6 protein-coding genes and 3 tRNA genes are annotated in these 6,302 nt (G+C 60.9%); 5 read left to right on the top strand and 4 right to left on the bottom strand.

Features of this window, described 5'->3' with window-relative positions:
• From RID42_17175 to RID42_17165, 3 genes are all read right to left on the bottom strand, one after another.
• On the bottom strand, positions 1-138 hold a 138-nt coding region (locus RID42_17175), incomplete at its 3' end, for a GTP-binding protein (GenBank protein MEQ8249411.1).
• A gap of 75 nt (positions 139-213) precedes the next feature.
• Positions 214-287, bottom strand: a tRNA-Gly gene (locus RID42_17170).
• Between the two features lie 64 nt (positions 288-351).
• A tRNA-Tyr gene (locus RID42_17165) sits at positions 352-437 on the bottom strand.
• Positions 438-700: 263 nt separating this feature from the next.
• Here RID42_17165 and RID42_17160 point away from each other — a divergent pair.
• The 5 genes from RID42_17160 (at position 701) to RID42_17140 (ending at position 5,546) form a co-directional block, all read left to right on the top strand.
• Positions 701-1,402 carry an RNA methyltransferase gene (locus tag RID42_17160; GenBank protein MEQ8249410.1) on the top strand — a complete coding sequence of 234 codons (702 nt, stop codon included), beginning with the start codon at positions 701-703 and terminating at the stop codon, positions 1,400-1,402.
• A 38-nt stretch (positions 1,403-1,440) separates the two neighbouring features.
• The gene (locus RID42_17155) at positions 1,441-2,844 is read left to right on the top strand and encodes a HAMP domain-containing sensor histidine kinase (GenBank protein MEQ8249409.1); all 1,404 of its coding nucleotides are present in this window, start codon (positions 1,441-1,443) and stop codon (positions 2,842-2,844) included.
• 67 nt (positions 2,845-2,911) lie between these two features.
• A complete protein-coding gene (locus RID42_17150) occupies positions 2,912-4,138 on the top strand; it encodes an MFS transporter (protein MEQ8249408.1) in 1,227 nt (408 codons plus the stop codon).
• Between the two features lie 100 nt (positions 4,139-4,238).
• Positions 4,239-4,314, top strand: a tRNA-Thr gene (locus RID42_17145).
• A gap of 74 nt (positions 4,315-4,388) precedes the next feature.
• Positions 4,389-5,546 (top strand): tyrosine-type recombinase/integrase, encoded by a 1,158-nt coding sequence (locus tag RID42_17140; GenBank protein ID MEQ8249407.1) that lies wholly within the window; start codon positions 4,389-4,391, stop codon positions 5,544-5,546.
• 43 nt (positions 5,547-5,589) lie between these two features.
• On the opposite strand, the gene RID42_17135 is transcribed toward RID42_17140, so the two are convergent.
• A complete protein-coding gene (locus RID42_17135; protein MEQ8249406.1) occupies positions 5,590-5,871 on the bottom strand; it encodes a hypothetical protein in 282 nt (93 codons plus the stop codon).
• Positions 5,872-6,302: the final 431 nt, after the last annotated feature.

Genomic DNA, 6,302 nt, shown 5'->3' with positions numbered 1-6,302 from the left:
CGCCGTGTACGTCGCCCCGCCCGTCTCAGCCAGCGTCTTCGTGATCGCTGCCGTCAACGACGTCTTGCCATGGTCAACATGGCCAATCGTTCCAATGTTGCAGTGCGGCTTCGTACGCTCAAATTTCGCTTTCGCCATCGTCTTTTCCTAATTCTCTCTACAGACCACGGGCCAATAAATTCTACCCAGCAGGAACAGTCACTCGGCCAAGTTTGGAGCGGGTGATGGGAATCGAACCCACGTCACCAGCTTGGAAGGCTGGGGCTCTACCATTGAGCTACACCCGCCAGAAACTGCCCCGTGAGACCGGTTTTCGCCCAGTACTCCTTAATAAACCCAGTCTCCGCCGGATGGTGGAGGGGGTTGGATTCGAACCAACGTAGGCGTACGCCAGCGGATTTACAGTCCGCCCCCTTTAGCCACTCGGGCACCCCTCCGTCTAGCCCGAAGCCGCCCGGCGGAAGGCCCGCACTATGGGAATTTGCCGCGTATTGTCAACGTCAAAGCAAGCAAGAACTTTGGCTGCCCGGCGAATTCGCCGTGCACCATCGTCCTTCTTTACCTGTCCCGACATTATATAGTGCGAATCATGCACCGCAGCAAACCGTCCCGCCACCGCAGTCAACGTTCGGCAAACCGGGCGAAAAGCACCGTTCAGGGCCCAGATGGCGCGTTTTGGCTGTATGGAACGCATGCCGTTATGGCGGCGATCCGGAACGAGAACCGCAGAATTCTGCAGATCCTAGCCTCGGATGGACCCGCCGCAGAGGTTCGCCGAGCAATTTCCGGTGCTTCGGCGCGCGATCTCCCCGACGTCGCACCCCTTGATCTGCGATCCCTGCCTCCCGGTGTCGCCGAAACGGCCGTGCACCAAGGGCTCCTCGCGCAGGTTCAGCCGCTCCCGGAAGCCGACCCACGGATCCTCGCCGATCCCCATACGACGCGGGTCGTGGCCCTCGACCAGGTGACCGATCCCCAAAATGTTGGGGCAATCTTGAGGAATTGCGCGGTTTTTGGGGTCGATGCGGTTATCGCCCCGCGGCACCACACCCCGCGCGAATCTGGCGCCTTGGCCAAGGCCGCCTCCGGCGCCCTCGAAATCGTCCCGATCCTTCGGGTCGCGAACCTTGCCCGCGCCTTGGAGCAAGCCAAAAAGGACGGATTCTTCGTTGTTGGGCTGGACGGCGACGCGACAAACCAGTTTGGCGACTATGCCCCGCTGGGCCGTTGTGTTCTGGTGGCCGGCGCCGAGGGTCGGGGACTGCGCCGGCTGGTGGGCGAGTATTGCGACGCCACGGTCGCCCTCCCGGTCGATGCCCGCGCGCGCGCCGCGGGTGTCGATAGTTTGAACGTAGCTGCAGCGATCGCGGTCGCACTCCATGAGCTTGTTCGCCACCAATGACGGCAGTATCGTCGCCCGCTCCACCAAAGGCTTCGCGCATGAACGCTCCATCACCCGACGTCGGCACCCTCTTGCCGCGCAGCGAGCGCTTCTTGCGAAGCATGGTTCGCCTGGTCGACCGGATCGGGGTGCATTGGACCGCGGCCCTGGTGACCGCGCCCGTCTGGGTCGTCACCAACATTTCGGTGGAGATCGGTTATGCGCTCGACGGCATTTCGCTCGCCGAACGCCCGGTGGTTGGGGCCATGCCGTGGGTGATGCCGATTCTCATCGGTTATCCAGTCATTCTAATCCTGGTGCGGATCATTGCCCGCCTGGGCGCAGTTGAGTCCGAGCTGCGCGGGAGCGAAACCAAGTTTCGCAACCTCTTGGAGGGTTCGCTCCAAGGCGTTTGCGTCCACCGCGCCATGGTGCCGGTCTTTGCCACCAAGACGTTCGCGGAGATGTTCGGGTACGACGGCGCCGACGAGATCATGGCGATGGGTTCGATCCTGCCGCTGTTTGCGCCGGAGGAACGCGACGAGATGTCGCGCAATGCCCTGGCCCGCCTGCGCGGCGAGGACCTGCCGAACGTTTTCGAGCGTCGCGCGATCCGCCGCGACGGCGTCCACATTTGGATCGAGGTGCGAATCACGCCGGTTGTTTGGGAAGGCGCGCCGGCCGCCCAGGTTACCTTTCTCGACATCACCCAGCGCAAGAACGTCGATCGCATGAAAAACGACTTTATCTCCACGGTGAGCCATGAGTTGCGTACGCCACTGACGTCGATCAGCGGATCGCTCGGCCTTATATCCGCGGGCATGGCAGGGAAGATACCCGAGGAGGCGCACAACCTCGTCCAGATCGCCAGCAACAACAGCGATCGATTGGTCCGATTGATCAACGATATCCTCGATATCGAAAAGATCGAATCGGGACGCATGGAAATTGCGTTCTTCCCGATTCAAGTGTGGTCGCTCCTCGAAATGGCCGTGGAGTCCAATCGCGGGTTCGCCGAGCGCTTTGGCATCTCGATTGAAATCGCCGAGGCACCGGAAGACGCGCGGGTGTTCGGCGGGATCGATCAACTGATGCAGGTCTTCACCAACTTCCTGTCGAACGCCATCAAATTCTCCCCACTGCGCTCGACGATCGATGTCGGCGCGCGGCGAACCTCCAACGGTGCCATCCGCTTCTTTGTTACCGACCGCGGCCGCGGCATTCCGATGGATTTCCGCGACCGGATTTTCGACAAGTTCACCCAGGCCGACCAGGGTGAGCGGCGTGAAAGCGGCACCGGCCTTGGGCTAAGCATTTGCAAAATGCTGATCGAACGGCACCAAGGGAAAGTCGGTTTCGTGTCTGAAATCGACATCGGCTCAACCTTCTATTTCGACCTTGCCGAGCACCATGACGACGCGTTCGCCGAAGAGTCACCGCTGAGCGCAGCGACAATCGCATGAGTCATCGCTTGCCCCACCAGCACCCTAACCCTCGCGCGCACACCGCGCGCTGCGGGGCGAGGCGCCGTTGACCGACGGGGGCGTTCGTCCCAGCGAGACCCCCGAGATCCGCTCACTCCTCCGTGACCGGTCCTTCGTCCGACTTTGGTCGGTCGGGGCCTTTGTGATGGCCATGCGGTGGTTCGAGATTCTGGCGACCAGCGTCTTTACGTATTCGGTGACTCAGTCGGCGCTTGCCGTCGCACTGGTAAACTTGGCACGCGCAGCCCCCAATCTTTTGTTCGGCGCGTTCACCGGCGCCATCGCCGACCGGTTTGATCGACGCGCGCTCCTGCTTGGGGGCGAAATCGTCCTCGTTTTGATTACCGGGTTTCTTTGCCTGCTCGCGATCTTCGGGGTCATCACGCCGTGGCATATCGCCATCGGTGCTTTCATCAACGGAATCGTCTTTTCCATGGAGTTCCCGGTTCGCCGCAACATGATGGGCGACATCGCGGGGGTCGACCGGATTAGCCGCGCCATGGGGCTCGACCTCACGGCCAATAACGCGACACGCATTGTCGGCCCGGCACTCGGCGGTTTCGTGCTTGAAGCAATCGGCATCACCGGCATCTTCGCGGTCGCCACCGCGTGTTACGCCGCGTGCGCCGTGTTGGTCTTCGGCGTCGTCGCGCCGCCGCGCGCGTTGGCCGCGTCCGCCTACGGCATCTTCGCCTATATCGTCGAAGGTCTGCGCTACGTCCGCGCCAACCGCCCCCTCGTCGGGCTGATGGCGATCACCGTGATCTTAAACGTCTGGGGCCTACCCTACGTCGCGATGGTGCCGGTCATCGGCGGCGAGGAGCTTGGCCTGACCGCTTTTCCGATTGGGCTGTTGCTGTCGAGCGAAGGCGTCGGCGCGCTGCTGGGATCGCTGCTCGTGGCCGGCTACGCCAAACCGACTCATTTCAACAAAATCTACCTCTACGGCTCGTTCTTGATGATCGCCGCCGTCGTCTTGTTTGCGCAGTCGAACCACTACGGGTTCTCGCTGCTAGTGACCTTTGCCGCCGGCATGGGGATCGCCGGCTTCACAACCATGCAGGCCACCCTGCCCTACGTGTTGTCGGAACCGGCCATGCGCGCCCGGGTGATGGGCGTCCTTGCGGTGTGCATCGGATCGGGCCCCATCGGCATGTTGCACGTGGGGTTCCTCGCGAACTGGCTCGGCGCACCGATGGCGCTGACAGTCATGGGCATCGAAGGACTGCTGGCCCTCGCCGCTACGATGTGGATTTGGCGGGAAGTGCGCTAACCGCCGGGCCTGGCGTGGCACTCCCGGCGGTGACCAACGCCTGCCTGCAAGGTTCGTGTTGACCGAACTGCAACGTCAGTGGCATCACTGGCGCACCAAAGCCGGGTTAGCTCAGGTGGTAGAGCACCTGATTTGTAATCAGGGGGTCGCGGGTTCGAATCCTGCACCCGGCACCAGTCCCTAGCGCCCACTTTAGGTAACCCCTTGTTTCTCCAGCGGTTTCTTTTTGAACCCGCTCGGAGGGTAGACCATGGGGTTGACCAATCGTTGCCAGTTTCTGTTCCAGAAGCGTGGCGTCTTCTACTTCAGCAGACGTGTTCCTCGGGACCTCAGGTCTCACTACACCAACCGTCGCATCGTCCTGTCGCTTCGCACGCGGTCTCAGCGAGCAGCACAGACGAGGTCGGCATCCCTCGCGGCCAAGCTCGAGGAGGATTGGCTGACTCTTCGCTGGAAGACGAGCGACGACACGCTGCGCCGGTTCCTCCGAAACAACACAGCCGCACCGGCTGTCTTCGACTCAACGGCACCACTGTTGACCGAGGCGAAGGAACTCTACGTGCGTGTGAAGGGGGCAGGCCGGGCAGCGACTTTCGGTCAAGCGGCAGAGAGGTGTGTGCGTTACCTCGTTGAGGTCTGTCAGGACAAGCCAATCGACACTTACAGTCGACGGGAGGTGAACGCCTTCCGCGATACTCTCTTCCAGCGCGGTCTCTCACGTGCGTCGGTGGAACGTATCCTCACCTCGCTTCGCGCCATCGTGAACTTTACCGCCAAGGAGCAGGGCCTCAGCGAGGTGCGATCCTTCTCGGGTCTCTATCTCGGAGAGGACGTGCACAACCGAAGTCCGAGACGCAGTCCAGTGCCAATCGGAGTCGTTCGAGCAATCCAAGTACAATGCAAAACGTTAGATGACGAAGCGCGTTGGCTGGTCGCACTGGTCAGTGATACCGGGATGCGTCTTAGTGAAGCCGTGGGGCTTGTGAAGTCTGACGTCGTGCTGGATGGAGATATCCCCCATATCGTTCTCAAACCGCATCCGTGGAGGCGTCTCAAGACGAAGGGGAGCGAGCGCCTAGTACCTTTGGTGGGGTCATCCCTTTGGGCAATACGGCGTGCGCTCTTGCACGCGCAATCGGAGTTCCTCTTTCCCAAGTACTGCAGCAAAGCCCAATGCAAAGCGAACAGCGCCAGTGCCGCGCTCAACAAGTGGTTGGGGCCTAGGGTGCCTACTGGCTGCGTCGTTCACTCGTTCCGTCATAGCTTTCGAGACCGTCTTCGTGCGGTCGAGTGTCCATCCGATGTGACCGACCGTTTGGGCGGTTGGAAGGTAGTCGGGATTGGGGAAGGCTACGGCGAAGGTTATCCGTTAGCGGTGCTGCATCGCTGGATGAAGAAGATCGAGTGAGCGGCCGTCAACTGGCTAAGAGCAGAGCGTATTACTATGGGGGTCAGAGTAAGCCCAAGCTGCTCAGGGTAGCCGCCGCTGCTCCTGCAAAGACTGCTCCCATTAGAACGTCCACCCATCGCTCAGGACGACGGTCTTTTTCACTCATCAACTCAATACGGACTCTTCGTTCCTCGTATAGCTGATCCTGCAGCTGTTCCTTGTCGAGACTTCGTATTTCTCTTATGTCGGCGGTTGTAGGCAGGCGCTCGCGTTCTCGCTGACGTTCGTATTCTCGCTCCACCCGCAGATCCTTAGCACTCGGTGCTCTTCTTCTGCTGTCCATTCAGCCCTCTTTGCTACCATCGCGCTGGAGCTTGAAACTCGGAACAAAAGTGTCGTTCCACTTGGCCATCTCATGACGACAGACTTCGCAGTTTGCGCAGTCTGAGTCCCTTGCGGGGAGCCTGGAGTAGCTGACGGCATAGCGCGCGCCGCAGTTCTCACACAGGTGTTCTTCACCAAACTTCATCAGCTGGCCCTTCCCCCAAGCTTACTCGAGTGGTCTACCCTCCGAGCGGGTTCAAAAAGAAACCGCTGGAGAAACAAGGGGTTACCTAAAGTGGGCGCTAGGGACTGGTGCCGGGTGCACCGGTCGTTCCCTGTCACAGGCATCAGGTAGCCCCTGATCTCCAACGATCTCCAGTATTACTGCGGCCCAGGTTCGATGTGAAGAGGCGTCGGTGGTCTACCCTTTGGTCTACCCTCCTGACCCGC

The organism is Alphaproteobacteria bacterium (assembly GCA_040216735.1).
GTDB lineage: Bacteria > Pseudomonadota > Alphaproteobacteria > SHVP01 > SHVP01 > CALJDF01.
Note: the sequence above shows the minus strand (reverse complement) of the source record. Positions and strands in the feature narration are given on the sequence as shown.

Bases quoted from the DNA above. Each gene is read 5' to 3' on its own strand.
- RID42_17135 (MEQ8249406.1), bottom strand. From the start codon at position 5,871: ATGGACAGCAGAAGAAGAGCACCGAGTGCTAAGGATCTGCGGGTGGAG.
- RID42_17160 (MEQ8249410.1), top strand. From the start codon at position 701: ATGGCGGCGATCCGGAACGAGAACCGCAGAATTCTGCAGATCCTAGCC.
- RID42_17155 (MEQ8249409.1), top strand. From the start codon at position 1,441: ATGAACGCTCCATCACCCGACGTCGGCACCCTCTTGCCGCGCAGCGAG.
- RID42_17140 (MEQ8249407.1), top strand. From the start codon at position 4,389: ATGGGGTTGACCAATCGTTGCCAGTTTCTGTTCCAGAAGCGTGGCGTC.